At 40.2% G+C, this 17435-nt stretch carries 20 protein-coding genes; 16 read left to right on the plus strand and 4 right to left on the minus strand.

The annotated features are described in order from the left end of the window. The first annotated feature begins 150 nt into the window (after positions 1-150). The 5 genes from BN1875_RS05020 (at position 151) to celB (ending at position 4595) form a co-directional block, all read left to right on the plus strand. Positions 151-1569 (plus strand): glycoside hydrolase family 1 protein, encoded by a 1419-nt coding sequence (locus BN1875_RS05020; RefSeq protein WP_048603759.1) that lies wholly within the window; start codon positions 151-153, stop codon positions 1567-1569. A gap of 14 nt (positions 1570-1583) precedes the next feature. After that, a complete protein-coding gene (locus tag BN1875_RS05025; RefSeq protein WP_048603760.1) occupies positions 1584-1907 on the plus strand; it encodes a PTS sugar transporter subunit IIB in 324 nt (107 codons plus the stop codon). A 5-nt stretch (positions 1908-1912) separates the two neighbouring features. Then, positions 1913-2230, plus strand: coding sequence for a PTS lactose/cellobiose transporter subunit IIA (locus BN1875_RS05030; protein ID WP_048603761.1), 318 nt, complete (start codon positions 1913-1915; stop codon positions 2228-2230). 126 nt (positions 2231-2356) lie between these two features. After that, positions 2357-3070 (plus strand): GntR family transcriptional regulator, encoded by a 714-nt coding sequence (locus BN1875_RS05035; RefSeq protein WP_048603762.1) that lies wholly within the window; start codon positions 2357-2359, stop codon positions 3068-3070. Positions 3071-3338: 268 nt separating this feature from the next. Beyond that, a complete protein-coding gene (gene celB / locus BN1875_RS05040) occupies positions 3339-4595 on the plus strand; it encodes a PTS cellobiose transporter subunit IIC (protein WP_371851515.1) in 1257 nt (418 codons plus the stop codon). A gap of 45 nt (positions 4596-4640) precedes the next feature. On the opposite strand, the gene BN1875_RS05045 is transcribed toward celB, so the two are convergent. Further along, positions 4641-4856: a helix-turn-helix domain-containing protein gene (locus BN1875_RS05045; protein ID WP_048603764.1), complete on the minus strand. Its 216-nt coding sequence runs from the start codon at positions 4854-4856 to the stop codon at positions 4641-4643. Positions 4857-4865: 9 nt separating this feature from the next. After that, the gene (locus BN1875_RS05050; RefSeq protein ID WP_048603765.1) at positions 4866-5348 is read right to left on the minus strand and encodes a DUF2975 domain-containing protein; all 483 of its coding nucleotides are present in this window, start codon (positions 5346-5348) and stop codon (positions 4866-4868) included. Positions 5349-5730: 382 nt separating this feature from the next. Here BN1875_RS05050 and BN1875_RS05055 point away from each other — a divergent pair, with 382 nt between their 5' ends. The 6 genes from BN1875_RS05055 to BN1875_RS05080 all read left to right on the plus strand — a co-directional run bounded on the left by BN1875_RS05055 (position 5731) and on the right by BN1875_RS05080 (position 12252). Further along, a complete protein-coding gene (locus BN1875_RS05055; protein WP_082147256.1) occupies positions 5731-6423 on the plus strand; it encodes a FadR/GntR family transcriptional regulator in 693 nt (230 codons plus the stop codon). Between the two features lie 240 nt (positions 6424-6663). Beyond that, complete coding sequence (locus tag BN1875_RS05060) at positions 6664-7971, plus strand: PTS sugar transporter subunit IIC (RefSeq protein WP_048603767.1); 1308 nt, start codon at positions 6664-6666, stop codon at positions 7969-7971. 56 nt (positions 7972-8027) lie between these two features. Further along, positions 8028-9446 (plus strand): glycoside hydrolase family 1 protein, encoded by a 1419-nt coding sequence (locus BN1875_RS05065; protein ID WP_048603768.1) that lies wholly within the window; start codon positions 8028-8030, stop codon positions 9444-9446. 79 nt (positions 9447-9525) lie between these two features. Continuing rightward, entirely contained in the window at positions 9526-10896 is a 1371-nt protein-coding gene (locus BN1875_RS05070; protein ID WP_048603769.1) for a gluconokinase, read from the plus strand. A 78-nt stretch (positions 10897-10974) separates the two neighbouring features. Next, positions 10975-11841, plus strand: a complete 867-nt coding sequence (locus tag BN1875_RS05075) for an AraC family transcriptional regulator (protein WP_048604177.1) — start codon at positions 10975-10977, stop codon at positions 11839-11841. Between the two features lie 156 nt (positions 11842-11997). Further along, positions 11998-12252, plus strand: a complete 255-nt coding sequence (locus BN1875_RS05080; protein WP_048603770.1) for a hypothetical protein — start codon at positions 11998-12000, stop codon at positions 12250-12252. Positions 12253-12353: 101 nt separating this feature from the next. Here BN1875_RS05080 and BN1875_RS05085 read toward each other — a convergent pair whose 3' ends face one another. After that, a complete protein-coding gene (locus BN1875_RS05085) occupies positions 12354-12764 on the minus strand; it encodes an Ohr family peroxiredoxin (protein WP_048603771.1) in 411 nt (136 codons plus the stop codon). Between the two features lie 146 nt (positions 12765-12910). After that, a complete protein-coding gene (locus BN1875_RS05090; protein WP_048603772.1) occupies positions 12911-13438 on the minus strand; it encodes a VanZ family protein in 528 nt (175 codons plus the stop codon). A gap of 192 nt (positions 13439-13630) precedes the next feature. Between BN1875_RS05090 and BN1875_RS05095 the strand changes: the two genes are divergently transcribed. The 5 genes from BN1875_RS05095 (at position 13631) to BN1875_RS05115 (ending at position 17273) form a co-directional block, all read left to right on the plus strand. Beyond that, positions 13631-14134 carry a GNAT family N-acetyltransferase gene (locus BN1875_RS05095; protein ID WP_048603773.1) on the plus strand — a complete coding sequence of 168 codons (504 nt, stop codon included), beginning with the start codon at positions 13631-13633 and terminating at the stop codon, positions 14132-14134. 89 nt (positions 14135-14223) lie between these two features. Then, on the plus strand, positions 14224-14796 hold the full coding sequence (locus BN1875_RS05100; RefSeq protein ID WP_048603774.1) for a TMEM175 family protein: 573 nt from the start codon (positions 14224-14226) through the stop codon (positions 14794-14796). 37 nt (positions 14797-14833) lie between these two features. Further along, on the plus strand, positions 14834-15133 hold the full coding sequence (locus BN1875_RS05105; RefSeq protein ID WP_048603775.1) for a hypothetical protein: 300 nt from the start codon (positions 14834-14836) through the stop codon (positions 15131-15133). Positions 15134-15429: 296 nt separating this feature from the next. Further along, complete coding sequence (locus BN1875_RS05110) at positions 15430-16956, plus strand: ABC-F family ATP-binding cassette domain-containing protein (protein ID WP_048603776.1); 1527 nt, start codon at positions 15430-15432, stop codon at positions 16954-16956. Between the two features lie 14 nt (positions 16957-16970). Then, positions 16971-17273, plus strand: coding sequence for a hypothetical protein (locus BN1875_RS05115; RefSeq protein ID WP_048603777.1), 303 nt, complete (start codon positions 16971-16973; stop codon positions 17271-17273). The last annotated feature ends 162 nt before the right edge of the window (positions 17274-17435 follow it).

The following is a 17435-nucleotide window of genomic DNA, read 5'->3' on the forward strand; positions in this document are numbered from 1 at the left end:
TTTATATCCTTTTAAAGTATAGACATTTTAACCTTTTCGCTGTATGATAAAGAAAAGTAAGAAAAAATTTCGTAAGCGTTTCAATGACAACGGTATCACATGACCAAAGAAACAACTTGATTCTGCGAATGAAATTGGAGGAGTAGAAAAATGAATCTAGAATTTCCTAAAAATTTCTGGTGGGGTGCCGCAACTTCCGGTCCTCAGTCAGAAGGACGTTTTAACAAACAACATGCCAACATGTTTGATTACTGGTATGAAATTGCCCCAGAAGAATTTTATCAGCAAGTAGGACCAGACACTGCATCGAATTTCTACAATAGTTTTCGTGAAGATATTCGTTTAATGAAAGAAATCGGCTTAAATTCAATCCGCACCTCTATTCAATGGAGTCGATTGATTGATGATCTGGAAACTGGAAGTGTTAATGAAGACGGAGTACGTTTTTATAATGATGTTATCAATGAATTCATTAAAAACGGTATTCGTCCAGTGATCAATCTGCATCACTTTGATTTACCCGTTGAATTGTATCACCAATATGGTGGCTGGGAATCAAAACATGTCGTGGATCTTTTTGTAAAATTTGCGGAAAAATGTTTTGAATTATTCAGCGATCGTGTGGTGGATTGGTTCACGTTTAATGAACCGATGGTGATTGTTGAAGGAGAATACCTGCATCAATTCCATTATCCAAATATAGTAGACGGTAAAAAAGCTGTGCAAGTAGCCTACAATATTCAATTAGCATCCAGCAAGACGATTGCTCGTTTTCGAAAGCTGAATCAAAATCCAAATGGACGGATCGGGATTATTTTGAATCTGACTCCTCCATATCCAGCAACCGACGGACCTGCGGATCAAGCCGCTTCAGAATTTGCTGATTTATGGTTGAATCAACTCTTTATGAATGCTTCTACACTGGGAGAATTTCCCGAAAAATTAGTGGCTGTGTTGGCAAAAGACAAGGTTTTATGGGAAGCTTCTGCCGAAGAATTGGCGATCATCAAAGAAAATACCATCGATTATTTAGGTGTCAACTACTATCATCCTCACCGGGTACAAGCACCGGCAGTTTCACCAAATAGCTTGACTGTGGATTGGCTGCCGGAAAAATATTTTGATGAATATGAAATGCCAGGACGACGGATGAATGTTGATAAAGGCTGGGAAATCTACCCCAAAGCCTTGTATGATATCGGCATCAATATTCGCGATAATTATGGAAATATCGATTGGTTCGTTTCGGAAAACGGTATGGGTGTTTCCCGAGAAGAACGTTACTTGAATGCAGATGGATTGATTGAAGACGATTATCGTATTCAATTTATCCAAGAACATCTGTATTGGTTGAATCAAGCAATGGCGGAAGGCTCGAATTGTTTCGGCTATCACTTATGGACCCCCATCGATTGCTGGTCGTGGAAAAATGCGTACCGTAATCGATATGGCTTTATTTCAAATGAGATCCACACCCAAGTAAAAACCATCAAAAAATCCGGGTATTGGATCAAAAATGTCGCAGAGACAAATCAGGTCTTTTTGGAAGATACAATCATTGAAAATTAGTTGAGGTGGAAAACATGGCAAAGAAAACAATTATGCTGGTTTGTTCGGCAGGCATGAGTACCAGTTTATTAGTGACAAAAATGCAAAAAGCCGCAGAAGAAAAAGGGATGGAAGCAGACATTTTCGCCGTTGCTGCCTCAGATGCAGACAATCATTTGGCAACAAAACCGGTGGATGTTTTACTGTTGGGTCCACAAGTACGCTTCATGAAAACCCAATTTGCTGAAAAATTAGCGCCAAAAGGTATTCCCTTTGATGTCATCAATATGGCAGATTATGGCATGATGGACGGTAAAAAGGTCTTGGCACAAGCAGAAAAATTAATTGAAGGGAAGTAAGACACATGGATGAAAAAAATCTAGAAGCCATCATGGGCTTGATTATGTACGGCGGTAATGCAAAAAGCGATGCGATGGAAGCAATCCAAGCTGCCAAAGCCGGCGATTTTGAGGAAGCGGAAGAAAAAATCAAAGACGCAGAAAAATCTTTGGTCGAAGCACACCATTCCCAAACCAATATGTTGACGCAAGAAGCGCAAGGCAATCACATGGAAGTCACACTGCTGACAGTCCATAGTCAAGACCATTTGATGACTGCCATTGCTTTTACCGACTTGGCGAAGGAAATCATTGCTCTCTATAAAAAAATGGCAACGAAATAAGCAAAGTGAACTCAGAGCGACGGTTCTGAGTTCTTTTCTTTTACAAGGAATAAGATAGACTTTTTCACCTGAAATAAGTTATTATTTAGAGGAGAAACTGTGTGTTCACAAAAGAGGTGAGTAGTTGTGAAAAAATATATCCATATTTCAGGAGATTTACGAAATAAAATTTTGGCTGGAGAATACCAATCCAATGATAAATTACCTTCAGAAAAAGAACTGGGGCTTTTTTATGAAGCAAGCAAGATGACGGTCAAGCAGGCGTTGGATATTTTGGTATCAGAGGGCTTAATCATTAAACGTCGAGGCTCGGGAACGTTTGTCAAAGATTTATCGAAGAATGAAATCGATCGAATTGCAATCGTCAATCAATTTCGCGGAAAGACCGCAGAAAATCCGGACAAAAAAGTAACTAGTAAAGTCCTCGATTTTTCAGTCATTAAAGCTTCACCGTTGATTCAAAGTAAATTGAACATTTCAGAGGGAGATTTTGTTTATCACATTTATCGAGTACGGTACTTGGATGGCAGTCCAGCAGTAATCGAGGAAACTCACATGCCTATCGATGTGATTCCCGGATTAAAGAAAGAAACACTGGAAGCCTCAATTTATGAATACATTGAAGAAGAATTGCATCTTAAAATTCAAAGTGGTCATAGAACTATTACCGTTCGCAAAGCGACAGATTTTGAAGCAGAACAGCTTTTCTTAGAAAAAGGAGATCCGGTGGGGGTTGCGGAGCAAATCGGATACTTGGCTACCGGAGCTGCGTTTGAATATTCGATTTCGGTCCATCGCTACGATCGATTTATTACAGAAATGATTTTAACACGAAATTAAAATAGTCTTTACCAAATGCCCTCTAATAATAAAGAGGGTATTTTTTATAATGAAGAAAAATATTTTGTTATATTATCTTGAATGTAAAAATGTAAATCCATAAGAAAACAGAAGGTAGCTCGACTATTCTGCAAATTCGTTGTGTAGGCTAGTTAACGACAGTTATAGAAATATACTTTTTCAAATAAAGTATAGACTTATTTTAGAAGTCGTGCTAAGATAGGTTTTGTAATCGATTACTAAAAAGGAATGAGGAATGATTTTTATGATGGATAAAATCAGTGAAAAGATTATGCCCCTTGCGAATTGGCTGGGACAAAATCGGTATCTGACGGTTTTACGTGACGCATTTATGTTAGCGTTTCCGTTAACGATGTTTGGATCAATTGTTGTCGTTATTAATAACTTGCCATTTTTCAGCGATGACACAAAAGGAACCTTGGGAACATTGTTTGGTAGTGGACAAAATGCCACAATGAGTATCATGACTGTGTTTGTAACATTTGGTATTGGCTATTATTTATCTAAATCTTATGATGTAGAAGGTATTTTTGGTGGAGCTGTCTCCTTTGCCAGCTTTTTGATTTTAACACCATTCTTTACCGTAACTGAAGGCGGCGAAACAGTCAGCAATGTGCTGAGTTTGGATCGCCTAGGTGCAAAAGGGATGTTTATCGGTATGATCGCAGCCTTTTTAGCAGGAGAAATTTATTGTCGTGTGACAAAACGCGGCTGGCAAATCAAAATGCCTGATGGTGTACCACCAGCAGTAACCAAATCATTTGCTGCATTGATTCCAGCAATCATTACGTTAAGTGTGTTCTTATTCATCAATGCAATCGTAACTGGTGTGTTTGATGTCAACTTGCATGATGTGATTTATGACGTGATTCAAAAACCTTTAACTGGTTTAGGCAGCAGCTTGCCGGCAACCTTGATTGCTTTGTTCTTTGTTCAATTCTTATGGTTCTTTGGTTTACATGGACAAATCATTGTCAATTCAGTGATGGACCCTATTTGGAACACGTTGATGCTGGACAATTTGGATGCTTATAAAGCAGGAGAAAAATTACCTCATATCATTACGAAACCATTTATGGAAACCTTCACGGTAGGTCTTGGCGGTTCTGGTATGACCTTGGCCGTTGTTGTTATCCTGGTTTTCTTCATGAAGAAAAAACAATACAAAGATATTGGTCGTTTGGCTTTAGGACCTGGTCTATTCAATGTGAACGAACCCGTAATCTTTGGTCTGCCAATCGTTTTGAACGCAACAATTTTGATTCCTTGGGTGCTTGCACCATTAGTTGTTACAACGTTGAACTACTTAGTGATGGCCGCCGGAATTGTTCCAGCGCCAACCGGTGTGTCTGTGCCATGGACGGTGCCGATTATCGCTAGCGGAATTTTAGCTACGAATTCTTGGTTGGGAGGACTACTGCAGGTTATCGACTTTGTGATCGTGGCAGTAATCTGGTTCCCATTCATGAAGGCTTTGGATCGTCAACCAAATCCAGAAAATTAAAGAAAAACTGGTCGCTCCGAAAAGGCGACCAGTTTTTTTGTCGATTTAATTTTCCTGATCGGACTGAAAGGCTAAAATGTCTCCCGGTTGGCAATCCAAAGCCTCGCAAATTTTTTCTAAGGTGGAGAAGCGAATCGCCTTGGCTTTTCCGTTTTTTAAAATCGAAAGATTAGCCATTGTGATTCCGACTTTTTCGGTCAATTCGGTAACAGACATTTTGCGTTTTGCCAGCATGACATCAATGTTTACGATTATTGCCATTTTCTCACCTCAAATTGTCAATTCATTTTCTGTTTTTATCAAAAGAACATTTTCCAGCAGTTTTTGTAAAATCGCCACAAAGACGGCCGCGATAAAGGGAACGGCAATCACTCCTAAGCCGACAAAAATCAGTCCTGGAGCATCTTCCACATCTGCCATTACATAGAGAAACGGCAAAAAGGTCAGATAACTGCCTCCCATGCCAAACAATCCCTGTTTTAAACGGGTGACGGCCAGTAGCGTTTCTTGGGAGAAAGCTTGATTGTGATCCACCTGCCGCAGTACGCGAAAGGCTTGAAAAACAGCAAAATAGAAACAGAGCTCCGAGAGATAAAGTCCACCAATAAAGACCCAGTTCTCATAAGTGATTCGCGGATATTCCTGCTGCATCGCGTGAGGGAATTTTGGAAAGATAAACAAACTAAAAAGTAAAACCAACAAACTGATAAAAAGTAAAGATGCTTTTAGAAATAAGGTTTTTGTTTTCATCATTTACTACTCACTTTCTTAAAGGATAAAAAAAGTGTAGCATGATATTTATCGAATATCAATAAAAATTATTCGTTTAACAGTTTGCTTTTTTCTAAAGAAAAAATATCTGCATTTTTCCAGAAGACATTGCGAGAAACATTGGAAATTGCAAATTTTCTTTTGTATTATGAAAGAAGAGTTGAAGGAAGAGGACTGCTTGGTGTATAAAGAGATATTTCAATGAAACAAGATTTCCAATTATTGGCAAGTGTCGTAAAGAAATTTTTGTAGAAATAACGCAGCCATTGTTGGTTGTCTTATTTTCTAAAGTCATCTGCTGATTGTGTTTTGTACATGGACCGATTATAGTTAAATACATCAGATGATTAATGAAAGGAGTAGTATCATGGAAAATCAGACATTGGTGGAACGGACCACCGATAAAATTTTAGACTACATCACGAAAAATGAGTTGGAAATTGGCATGAAGCTACCGAATGAGTACGAATTGTCCCAACAGCTGGACGTTGGCCGCAGTACCTTGCGGGAAGCAGTACGAGCGCTAACTTCTCGTAATGTGCTGGAAGTTCGCCAAGGAGCAGGAACGTTTATCAGTGATAAACGGGGAATCGCCAATGATCCGCTAGGTTTTTCGCTGGTGAAGGACCAAGACAAAATGATTCAGGATTTGTTTGAATTGCGGTATTTGCTGGAGCCGAAGATGGCAGCGTTGGCAGCTAAATACGCAACACAAGAACAAATCGATAAACTGAATCGTCTGCGGGTGGAAATCGAGGATTCTTTTTATAAAAATGATTCTCGTCACGTCACACTGGACATTGATTTTCACACGACGATTGCGGCGGCAAGCGGCAACGTAGCCCTGTTTCATATTATTCCAATCATTAATGAATCCATTGGGCTGTTCAATAAAAATTACAATATCAAGCATTTGAAGATCGAAACGATCGACATGCACAAGGATATCACCGAAGCAATTGAAAATCGCGATGAGATTGCAGCGCTGGATGCCATGACTATCCACATGGCGAATAACCGTAAAGAACTGAAAGCCATCGTCCATCAAAAAAAATGAGACCGATTACAACAAAAATATTGACAAGTCGTCTGATGTATTTTAGAATGAATACATCAGATGACTTGTCTTTGTAAAAAGAAATCTCGTGAAGATTCGCTTGTTGGTGACAACGCAGTCTTCTTGCACTTATTTCATTCTTTTTTTTGCAAAACAAGTTGTAAGCGCTGTAGAAAAATTCTCAACTAGGAGAACTTTTCGGAAAATGGATGTTGTTTAGGTCAAAAGGAGGAAAAGTAAATGGGAACAAGTTTCATGGATAAATTAGCAAATGTTTTAGGTAGTGTCGCAATGAAAATCAATAACCTACGCTATATCAAAGTCATCAAGAATGCTTTTGCAGCCTTGATTCCAGTAATCATCACTGGGGCGTTTGGTACGTTGTTTTCAGCGATGGTTTTTGACAATGAAAATGGATTGGCACAGATCAACGGATTAGGTTTCTTAGCGGAATTAAAACCGATTTCTTCGGCCATCAGTTATGTCACCTTAAGCTTTTTAACGATCTACGCAGTATTCTTGATTGGGATCGAATTAGCCAAGTTAAACAATGTCAAAGGAATTTTTCCAGGGATTATCGCAGTCATGTCTTATCTGTCGGTGAATCCAACGGTCTTTGAATTTTTAAGCGATGACAAAGCAGTTATTGCAGAAAATGTTTTGGCAAAACAATACACGGATACAAAAGGATTATTCCTAGGAATGTTCGTTGCCATTATTTCTATTGAACTGTACTGCTGGTTAGGTCGCCAAGAAAAATTGCAGTTAAAAATGCCGGATACGGTACCAACCAACGTAGCATCTAGTTTTTCTGCTTTGTTTCCAACCATTTTAACCGTTACCATTATTGCAACAGCCGGATTTGCTATCAAAGCAATCACTGGCTTGTATGCTTATGATATTATTTACAACGTTGTGCAACGTCCACTGGAAGGTGTTGTTCAAGGCTTACCAGGTATTCTATTGTTGATGTTTATTTCTCAAGTTTTCTGGGTTATCGGGATTCACGGAAATCAAATGATCAAACCAATTCGCGAACCTTTGTTGTTGGCTGCGATTGCGGTTAATACAGAAGCGTTTGAAGCTGGAAAAGAAATTCCTAACATTATTACAATGCCGTTTTGGGATATGTATATGAGTATGGGTGGATCTGGTGTTACAATTGGTTTGTTGATTGCCATTTTATTGGTGGGCAAACGAGAAGATATGCGCCAAATCACAAAATTATCTTTAGCACCCGGAATCTTTAATATCAATGAACCAGTGATTTTCGGTATGCCAATCATGTTGAACCCAATTCTTGCGATTCCTTTTATCTTGACACCATTGGTTACCGGTACAATCGGCTATGTTGCAACCACTCTTGGGTTTGCGGCAAAAGCAGTTGTGATGGTTCCATGGCCAATGCCACCAATCGTTAATGCGTATTTAGCAACAGCCGGAGACATCGGCGCAGTTATCACTCAAATCGTTTGTATCGCGGTTTCCATTTTGATTTACTTGCCATTTGTAAAAGTAATGAACCGGACCCGCAATGAAGTGGCTTAATAAAACGACAGGCACCCTTTGTTTAAGAAAAGTTGATTTATGAAAAGGAGAAAATAATGAAAACCCAAATTCCTAAAGATTTTATTATTGGTGCTGCATCGTCAGCATGGCAAACAGAAGGCTGGAAAGGAAAAAAAGAAGGACAAGATTCCTTTTTAGATAGTTGGTACAAAGAAGAATCCTTCGTTTGGCATAATGGATATGGTCCAGCAGTTGCCACGAATTTTATGGAACAGTACCAAGAAGATGTCGATTTAATGAAAGAAATCCATTTGACTCATTATCGGACATCCATCAACTGGTCGCGTTTTTTCACCGATTATGACAATTTAGTAGTGGACGAAGACTATGCGCGACATATCAGTGATGTGGTGGATGCGTTGATTGAAGCGGGAGTAGAACCGATGCTTTGCTTAGAGCATTATGAAGTGCCGACCTATCTGATGGAAAAATACGACGGCTGGTCTTCCAAAAAAGTGGTTGAATTATATACAGAATACGCAAAAATCGCGTTTGAACGTTATGGTGACCGGGTAAAACACTGGTTTACTTTCAATGAACCAATTGTTGTGCAAACACGTTGCTATTTGGATGCCGTTCGCTGGCCTCATGAGCAAAACACGAAAAAATGGATGCTTTGGAACTACCATAAAGTTTTAGCAACAGCCAAAGCGATTGCTGCCTACCATGAAGGAAATTATGGCGGTCGAATCGGTTGTGTCTTGAATCCGGAAATGGTTTATCCTCGTTCAAATTCAGCAGAAGATTTAAAAGCAGCAGCAATGTATGATTTATTCTTTAACCGGGTGTATTTCGATCCGATGGTAAAAGGGGAATATCCACAAGAATTATTGGCACTTTGCGAACAACACGATATTTCTTTTGATGCTACACCAGAAGAATTAGCCATCATCAAAGCCAATACGGTAGATTTTTTAGGAGTGAACCAATATTATCCAAAACGGGTTAAGGCTCCCCGATACCAATGGAACGAACAAACACCGTTTCATCCGGAAATGTTTTACGAAGTCTTTGATTTGCCAGGAAAACAAATGAACAATTCCCGCGGTTGGGAAATTTATCCAAAAATCATGTACGATATGGCAATGTACCTGAAAAATAATTATGGCAATATTCCTTGGCTGGTTACTGAAAACGGCATGGGACGTGAAAATGAAGAAGCTTATCAAGATGATCAAGGTGTCGTTAATGACAGCTATCGGGTTAATTTCATTGGTCAACACTTACGTTACTTGCTCCAAGCAGTTGCTGAGGGTGCCAATTGTGAAGGCTACATGCTTTGGGCCTTTACTGATTGTGTTTCACCGATGAATGCCTTCAAGAATCGCTATGGCTTGGTACGAATCGAATTAAATGAAGAACGGACACGTTCATTGAAAAAATCGGCTTACTGGTATCGTTCTCTGATAGATGAACGGGTATTGGAAACGCCAGACGAACAATTCAATAGATAGTCATGAAGGGCGGGGCTGAATCGATGATCGGTGCCCTGCCCTTTTTTAGGTGAATGTTGCGAGAAAAGGATGCGAGAAGATGAAAAATTTATTTTTGGGGATCGACGTTGGGACGACCGCCATCAAATTTGGTGTGATTGAACAGGGAAAACTGCTGTTTAAAACCAGTGTACCTGTAACAACTTATTATGAAGACAAGCAAAAATATCAAAAGGCAGAAGAAATTCTGGCAAGTATTGCTGACGGGGTTCGGGTAATTCCTCACTCATTACGGAAAGAATTGCAGTATATCGGCTTTAGCACAGCTATGCACAGTTGCTTGCCCGTCGTTGAAGAAACCTATGATCGCATATTTATCTGGTCAGACAATCAGGCGGAGGAAACGATTGAAGCCTTTCGAGAAACACCGGAAGCCAAACGTTTTTATCAAAAGACTGGAACGCCGATTCATGCAATGTCACCATTTGCGAAAATTTTGCATTTTCAAGAAACAGGAGAGTATCCGCCTGAAACAGTTTATTACGGTTTAAAGGAATTGGTGCTGCAACAATTTGTCGGAGAATTTTTGATCGATCGTTCGACCGCATCGGCAACGGGACTTTTTCACAGCCAAGAGTTGGTCTGGGACCAAGAAATTCTCCATTTTTTGGGAATCACTGAGAAGCAATTAGCAAAAGTCGTTGAACCCACAGAGTCGTTTCCGATTTTGAGCTCTCTTGCCAAAGAATTAGCGCTGCCAAAAAACATCAAGGTGCTTGCCGGCGCCAGTGATGGTTGTCTCGCTGCGTATGCCAGCTATTTGACTACTGGGATTCCCGACAGTTTGACGATCGGTACCAGCGCCGCAATCCGAAGAATCACGCAAACACCTTACGTTGATAGTGAAAAGCAAAATTTTTGTTATTACTTAAATGAGGAATTTTATGTGGTCGGCGCGCCTTCAAATAACGGTGGGTGTGTGCTGGAGTGGGCAAAAAATCAATTGTTTGCTGATGAAAAACTTCTGGAACAATTGACGATGATCCAAGAATCGCCGATTGGTGGAAATGGGATACGATTCCATCCCTATATTAATGGCGAACGAGCGCCTTATTGGCGGAACGACCAAACCGCAGAATTGAAATATCTGTCCATTCATCACACGAAAGCGGATATTTTACGGGGAATCATTGAGGGAACACTGATGAATCTCAAACTTCTAGCCAAAACAGTCGGTATCGGAACAAAGCTTTCCATCAGCGGCGGATTTTTCAAGACGGAGATTTTGCAACAGCTCACCGCGGAAATTTTAGCGGCAGATTGCTGGCTAGCCGATGCAAACGAGCCGATTTTTGGGCTGTATTATTTGCTCTACCCAGAAGAAGTCAAACCTGCTAAAATGAAAAAAATCAGTGGTGATGAGGCAGCAAAACAGCAGTACGAGCAGATTTATCCCACATATTTTGAGTGAATTGATGAAAGGCGACTGCCGATTATCAAGTCCGAATGCCTTTTTTTGCGTAAAGTAAGGGACGAGAGGTGAGAAATGATGATCCATGCATTTAATCAGGTCATGAATTATATTGATGAACAGTTGACAGATACGATCAATGATGAAGAAATTGCGAAACGAGCCGGTGTTTCTGCCTATCAGTTTCGCCGTATGTTTGCTTATCTGGCTGGCATGCCGCTAAATGAGTACATCAAAAATCGACGACTATCACTGGCGAATCAAGCGTTGGTGACTGGAAGTTCCGTGACGGAGGTTGCTTTTACGTTCGGGTACCAATCGGTGGAAGGTTTTTCCCGCGCCTTTAAAGAATGGAGCGGGTTTTCACCGTCTGCTGTAGCGAAAAATGCGATTCAAAAATCATTTCCTAAATTTACCTTTGCTCTCACAATAAAAGGAGGAACATCGATGGAATTTAAAATTGAACAAAAAGACGCTTTTCATTTGGTTGGGGTCAGCAAACGCGTGCCTATCCAATTTGAAGGAGAAAATCCGGCAATTGCTGAGTTGGCACAAAGTATCACGCCCCAACAACGGGAAGAGATGCACAGCTTAGGAGACTTGTATCCACAACAGGTCCTGCAAGTATCCTACGATTTTGACGAAGGCTGGTTGCAGGAAAAAGGCGAGTTAACACAATTTATCGGCTTTGCTACTTCGAAAGAAAATCCTTATGAAGATTTGGAACAGTTGGCTGTTCCCTCATTGACATGGGCCATTTTTCCAAATCAAGGACCTTTTCCAGAAACCCTGCAAGGAACCTGGGCCGCAATCTACAGTGAATGGTTGCCGTCTTCAGGCTATGAGTTGATCGAAGCACCGGGAATTTCTTTTACCCGGTATGGTGACCCGCGGGAAAATACCTACAGTGAAATTTGGGTGGCGGTCAAAAAAACGGCGGAGTAAGCTGCTGATTTCGAAAAAAGTAACCCACTTTTTTTACACGAGTGATGAGCAGAAGAGAGGATTCTAAATAATTTCTTAACTAAGAAGAAGTTGCTGGTCTTTTCTCTCTGCTTCGACTATAATCATCTCTAATTGATGAAAAAGGAAGTGTAGAAATTGGATTGGCAGACGCTTTTTGCGCTTGTGGAGGGGAACTGTGAGAAAGTCGTTCCTATCGAAGTAGCAAGCGAACTTTGTTATGTCTATCAAACACGAAAAAAGGGGTTCCCTTTTCGAAATGTTGTGTATTGTCAAAAAACGGCATTTGCAGCAAATGAACTGCAAGAGATCATAGATTTCTTAAAAGCTCATGGCTACCAACCGCAAGTAGAACAATATTTGGCAGAAGCTGGAAAAGTTGGTATGAAGTAGACGAGGGTTTGACTTTCTGATTTTTTAAACTAGTCGAAAAAATTTTCCATATAAATACAAAAAAAGCAGCGCGAGCTGCTTTTTTGCGTTGTATCTGGTGTTTATTCTGCTTGGTAAGTGACATCGATATTGCCATCAACTGCTTTTGAATAAGGGCAGATGTGAGATGTTTCTTCCATATATTTTTCGATGTCTTCTTTTGAAAGGCCATCGATATGTCCAATAATATTTACTGCGATATGCAGGCTGGTTGTATCGCTCATGTCACCAAGCAAGCTTACTTCTGCCCGAACACTGCGGGATTTGTCGCCTAAGCCGTCACGTTCCAATGGGAAGGACATAGCGCCGTTGAAGCAAGCAGAGAAGCCAGCAGCGAACAATTCTTCAGGATTGGTGTATCCTTCTTTTTTAGTCATTGTTGTTTTAACGTTCAGGTAACCTGTAACGGATTTGCTTTCGCCTTCACGTCCGCCTTCATTGACCACTGTTGCTACTGATAATTTTTTAACCATTTAAATCATCCTCTCTTATTTGATTACAGAATTATTATACGAGAAAACCGCCCTTACTTGAAATTATATGCCTAGCAAGGTCATTGAAGAAAAGACCTCCAACAAGCTGGAGGTCTCATTTTTATTCCATCTGTTCATTTTTAGTGCTACACCGAATAACGAACTCTTCCGCTGAGAAGCATAAACAGGATGAAGGAAAGGGAAAGCAGCAGCATAATCGTTCCTAGTGACAACAGTAATGTATCCAATTTTTTCTCAGGAAAAATTTTGTGGAGTAGCTGGTACAGCAACAGACCCGCAATCCCGCCACCGGTGTTCATAATTACATCGGTAATATCAGTTGCCCCCAAGGCCAGCAAGTACTGCAAGCCCTCGATGCTCACACTGAACAGCAAAAGAAAAAGGCTGTTGGCAAAAAAATGTTTTTTGAACGCAATTCCCAAAAAAACGCCAAAGGGAAGAAAAATCACTCCGTTATAGATGGCTTCTTTAAAATCTACTTGTCCATTGATAATCGTTGACTGACCAAAAGGAATCAAGTTGATGTTGCGTTTCAGGATATCCGATTCCTGAAGAAGACTTTCAAAAGAAAGAGAGAATTTAAATAATAAAATCCAAATCAAAACAAGAAGATAACCTACGACGAAAATTTTGCTCCAGGTAGTTGTTTTCATAAGAAAACCTCCAATCATTCCAAGGGTTGTATACGACTGTACTGGAAGGCAGAAGGCAAGTCAACGAATGAAAAAAATTATAAGAAAAAAACAAAGTCTGTGAAAAGCGATGGAAGTCAGGACCTCCAGTTGAAAAACGAGAAATTCTGCAGAATCTGGTATACTGGAATCAGAAAAGAGGAATGAAGAAAAATGATGATTCGGCAAGCGACCACGGAGGATTATCCGGAAATTTATGCATTGGTAAAGCAAGCGTTTAAAACCGCACAAGTTTCTGATGGGAAGGAACAAGATTTCGTTACAGAATTGCGACAACGGGATACATTTCTTCCAGAGTTGGAATTTGTCGCAGAAGAAAATGGAGAATTGATCGGGCATGTCATGCTGACAGAGCAGTCAGTTGACCAAGAGGATGTCAGTGGGTTATTGTTAGCGCCTTTGTGTGTGGCTTTTGCCTATCGCAACCAAGGCATTGGTGGAAAATTATTGGCAACAGCACTGGATCAAGCGGTCCAATTAGAAAAGCAGGCAGTTTTTCTAGTAGGAAATTCTGAATACTATGCACGACACGGTTTTCAACAGGTAAAAATGTTCGGTTTAGAAAACCACAGCGAAGTTCCCGACCAATTTGTTTTGGGGAGAGAACTGATACCGGGTAGCTTAAAAAATGTTACGGGCGGACTGGCACTTCACTAAAGGAGAAGGAAGAGACAAATCAATTGACGAAAGTCTCTAAAACGTACGATAATACCTTCACTACTTATTTAAATTGGAGGAAAAAAGTCATGCCGAAAACACGGATCGAAGCCTTTACGGATGCGGTGATTGCCATTGTAATGACGATTTTAGTTTTGGAACTGCATACCCCGGAAGGCGACACTTGGGCTGCTTTTGAAGGAACATGGCATCAATTCGTGATTTATCTGATGAGTTTCATTTCACTGGCGATTTACTGGAATAACCATCACCACATGTTTCATATCGTTCGTCGCGTGGATGGTTGGGTCTTATGGGCGAATAATTTATTGATTTTGATGATGACCTTGTTCCCTTTTGCCACAGCTTGGGTAGGAGATCATCCCACCTCGTTGGCACCGCAATTATTGTATGGACTGATTCTTTTGGGAACGGATCTTGCCTATTTGGTCGTTGGGTTAACCTTGGTTCGGGTCAATGGCAAAGATTCACCAGTGGGACGATTATTTGCGAACTATTCAAAAATGTATATCACGCTGGGATTGAATGTCGTGGCTCTTTTAGCTGGTTGGCTGATTCATCCTGTCAGTGTACTGGTGGTAAATGGCGTGATGCTGTTGCTGTGGTTTATCCCTGAAAAAAAAGTTGAAAAAATCCATTGAGTGAAAGTATTTTTAACCTATTTAGGAGGCGAAGAAAATGGAATTATTTGAAGGACAGGCAGTATTTTTAGCGGATTATAAAAAGGCAGCAAAAAATCCAAAAGCAGAAAAAGAAATCGTGGCAGAAGTCATGGAACAGCTAAATGATCAGTTGGCAAAAAGCAAACCTTCCCTTTATTTTCGATTATCTCCAGCTGCGTCATTGACTGGAAAAGAAGTTGTCTTTCCTTTTACGAAGGAATTATACTCGGAAGATCAAGAAGCAACGATTTCCACCCGCCTTTGCTATGGCAATGCAGAGTATCGTGCAGAAATCGACACGGATGAACAACTGTAAGATAAGGGATCAATTTTGACATTTGTTTCCTATGATGGTACACTTTGTAGCGCTTAGGAAAGGCTGAGAGTGATGATTTTCAACTATTATTTAAAATTTATTAGAGACACAGCTTCTGACAAATGAACTAGATGAAGCATTGTTAGAAGCGATACTATTGAGCATAGGCTCATTCTTCATCGAAACCGTCTAATAGACAGGCTTTTTTGGCATGGCTAAAAGATGGTCTCGATGGCATAGTTGGCTGTAGACGATGTTGTCTACAGCCTTTTTAATTTATAAAGGAAGTGAAAAAAATGCTGCAATTAACAAATATCACCCAACAATTTGGGGACAAAGTATTGTATGAACAATTAAATTTACAGATTAACCGTGGCGAACACGTGGGCTTGATTGGACAAAACGGTGCAGGAAAAAGTACCTTGATCAAAATCATCACCGGTGAGATTTTGCCAGATGATGGACGAGTAGACTATCCGAAAAACAGTAAGATCGGTTATTTGGATCAGTATGTTCGGGTGGATGAGGAATTGACAATCTTTGCCTTTTTAAAAACCGCTTTTCAAGAAGATCTGGATAAGGAACAAAAAATTACAGCTTTATACACGGAATATGCAGAAACATTGCAGGATCAATTATTGGAAAAAGCCGGACGTCTGCAAACGGAATTGGACCAAGGAGAATTTTATCAAATGGAAACCTTGATTCAAGAAATGGCGACCGGATTAGGGCTCGATGTGCTTGGACTGGATACTTTGCTGAAAAATCTTAGTGGGGGTCAACGTTCAAAAGTAATTTTGGCAAAATTATTGCTGGAAAAGCCTGAGATGCTGGTTTTGGATGAACCCACCAACCATTTGGATGATACCCATGTTCAATGGTTGACGCAATTTTTACAGGAATTCACTGGCACATTTTTAGTGATTTCCCATGATCGGCAATTTTTGAATGAAATCACGACCCACATTGCCGATATTGAGTTTGGAAAATTAACGAAATATACGGGTAATTTGACCCAAGCATTGAAGCAAAAAGAAGTCAATCGAGAATCTTATTTGCGGCAATACGCCGTCCAAAAAAGGCAGATTGAAAAAACAGAAGCCTACATTCGAAAATACAAAGCCGGTTCCCGTTCTACGATAGCAAAAAGTCGGCAAAAACAACTGGATAAAGTGGAGCGTTTGACTCCACCGACAGGGACGGCAAAACCGCATATCGTCTTTCCATATCGGGAGATTGTCACGACCTTTGCACTGGAAACAGATCAATTAGTGATCGGCTATGATCGTCCATTGTTGTCACCAATCAATTTGACGATTCGCTATGGAGAAAAAGTTGCGATTCGTGGTTTCAACGGGATCGGGAAATCAACCTTGTTAAAAACATTGATGGGGGAACGAACGCCTTTATCCGGAACTTTTCATTTTCCTGAAAATACGACGCTCAATTATTTTTCTCAGGAACTTCTTTGGGAAAACCCCTTGGAAACTCCGCTGCATTATTTAAGCGACCTGTTTCCAAAAGCGACAGTAAAGGAATTGCGGCGGCAATTATCGCGGGCGGGCTTAGCCAATCAGTTGGCACAGGAACCGTTGCGTTTATTGAGTGGTGGCGAACAGGCAAAGGTCAAATTTGCGCAAATGACGATGAAGGAAAGTAATTTTTTGATTTTGGATGAACCGACGAATCATATCGATCAAGAAACGAAGGAAAATCTGCAACAAAGTTTTCAAAACTTTGCGGGAACCGTAATTGTTGTTTCACATGAGCAGGGATTTTATGAACCTTTTGTGGATCGTGTGATTAATCTGGGAGAAGAATAGGAGGAGATGAAGGGATGGATATTTTTGAAGAAGTTAATTTGACGGTCGTGGAACTACCGATTGAAATCGAAAATGATGTACCCGTTTATCGCGGTTTTTTACGGGAGTTACCTCTGATCAATGGAGAAGGAACTTCTCGACAGGCGATGTATCGGCAATTGGCAGAAGGCTATCAAGCCTATCTAGAGGCTAAAAAAATGCAAGAAGCAGAAAATCCAACGGAAGAAATGACCTCCTCTTTGCTTTCTTATGACCAACTTTTAAAATATTACGATGGAGAGACCTTTGACGGGTTTCAATTACCACCAAAAGAATAAACAACGAACAGGGATTTTTTCCTGTTCGTTTTTTTGTGTATTTCAAAAAATATTTGTTATTTTAATCAGAATAGTCAAAAAATTCACAAAACATTTTGCGGTTTATGCTTTTGTCTGAGGGTGGTATCTGCTACAATGGTTTTTAAAATATTTTTAAAAAGG

The organism is Enterococcus massiliensis (assembly GCF_001050095.1).
In the GTDB taxonomy this organism is placed as follows: Bacteria; Bacillota; Bacilli; order Lactobacillales; family Enterococcaceae; genus Enterococcus_C; species Enterococcus_C songbeiensis.

Excerpts from the sequence above, each read along its gene's own strand:
- celB (WP_371851515.1), top strand. The coding sequence starts at position 3,339 with ATGGATAAAATCAGTGAAAAGATTATGCCCCTTGCGAATTGGCTGGGA.
- BN1875_RS05075 (WP_048604177.1), top strand. The coding sequence starts at position 10,975 with ATGATCCATGCATTTAATCAGGTCATGAATTATATTGATGAACAGTTG.
- BN1875_RS05095 (WP_048603773.1), top strand. The coding sequence starts at position 13,631 with ATGATGATTCGGCAAGCGACCACGGAGGATTATCCGGAAATTTATGCA.
- BN1875_RS05025 (WP_048603760.1), top strand. The coding sequence starts at position 1,584 with ATGGCAAAGAAAACAATTATGCTGGTTTGTTCGGCAGGCATGAGTACC.
- BN1875_RS05105 (WP_048603775.1), top strand. The coding sequence starts at position 14,834 with ATGGAATTATTTGAAGGACAGGCAGTATTTTTAGCGGATTATAAAAAG.
- BN1875_RS05090 (WP_048603772.1), bottom strand. The coding sequence starts at position 13,438 with ATGAAAACAACTACCTGGAGCAAAATTTTCGTCGTAGGTTATCTTCTT.
- BN1875_RS05060 (WP_048603767.1), top strand. The coding sequence starts at position 6,664 with ATGGGAACAAGTTTCATGGATAAATTAGCAAATGTTTTAGGTAGTGTC.
- BN1875_RS05030 (WP_048603761.1), top strand. The coding sequence starts at position 1,913 with ATGGATGAAAAAAATCTAGAAGCCATCATGGGCTTGATTATGTACGGC.
- BN1875_RS05050 (WP_048603765.1), bottom strand. The coding sequence starts at position 5,348 with ATGATGAAAACAAAAACCTTATTTCTAAAAGCATCTTTACTTTTTATC.
- BN1875_RS05085 (WP_048603771.1), bottom strand. The coding sequence starts at position 12,764 with ATGGTTAAAAAATTATCAGTAGCAACAGTGGTCAATGAAGGCGGACGT.
- BN1875_RS05070 (WP_048603769.1), top strand. The coding sequence starts at position 9,526 with ATGAAAAATTTATTTTTGGGGATCGACGTTGGGACGACCGCCATCAAA.
- BN1875_RS05045 (WP_048603764.1), bottom strand. The coding sequence starts at position 4,856 with ATGGCAATAATCGTAAACATTGATGTCATGCTGGCAAAACGCAAAATG.
- BN1875_RS05020 (WP_048603759.1), top strand. The coding sequence starts at position 151 with ATGAATCTAGAATTTCCTAAAAATTTCTGGTGGGGTGCCGCAACTTCC.
- BN1875_RS05065 (WP_048603768.1), top strand. The coding sequence starts at position 8,028 with ATGAAAACCCAAATTCCTAAAGATTTTATTATTGGTGCTGCATCGTCA.
- BN1875_RS05115 (WP_048603777.1), top strand. The coding sequence starts at position 16,971 with ATGGATATTTTTGAAGAAGTTAATTTGACGGTCGTGGAACTACCGATT.
- BN1875_RS05110 (WP_048603776.1), top strand. The coding sequence starts at position 15,430 with ATGCTGCAATTAACAAATATCACCCAACAATTTGGGGACAAAGTATTG.
- BN1875_RS05100 (WP_048603774.1), top strand. The coding sequence starts at position 14,224 with ATGCCGAAAACACGGATCGAAGCCTTTACGGATGCGGTGATTGCCATT.